At 68.3% G+C, this 436-nt stretch carries 1 protein-coding gene; it reads left to right on the top strand.

Annotated elements, in window-relative coordinates:
• A partial coding sequence (locus EOA33_RS38425; protein ID WP_190234559.1) for an FAD-dependent monooxygenase occupies positions 1 to 436 on the top strand: 436 nt, incomplete at both ends.

Raw genomic sequence — 436 nt, 5'->3', positions numbered from 1 at the left:
CTGAAGCCCTTCGAGCGGACCTATCCGTTCGGCTGGCTGGGTGTGCTGGCGGAGGTGCCGCCGGCCGACCACGAGCTGGTCTACGCCAATCACGAGCGCGGCTTTGCGCTGTGCTCGATGCGCTCGCCGCACCGCAGCCGCTACTATGTGCAGTGCCCGGCGGACGAGCGCGTCGAAGCCTGGTCCGACGATCGTTTCTGGGACGAGTTGCGCCGGCGCTTGCCGCCGAAGACGGCCGCCGCCGTCACCACCGGGCCGTCCTTCGAGAAGTCGATCGCGCCGCTGCGCTCCTTCGTCGCTGAGCCGATGCGCTTCGGAAAGCTGTTCCTGGTCGGCGACGCGGCCCATATCGTGCCGCCGACCGGCGCCAAGGGCCTCAACCTTGCCGCCAGCGACGTGCGCTATCTCTTTGCCGGGCTTCGCGAATTCTATAGCG

Origin of the sequence: Mesorhizobium sp. M4A.F.Ca.ET.050.02.1.1, from assembly GCF_003997725.1 — a bacterium.
GTDB lineage: Bacteria > Pseudomonadota > Alphaproteobacteria > Rhizobiales > Rhizobiaceae > Mesorhizobium.
Note: the sequence above shows the minus strand (reverse complement) of the source record. Positions and strands in the feature narration are given on the sequence as shown.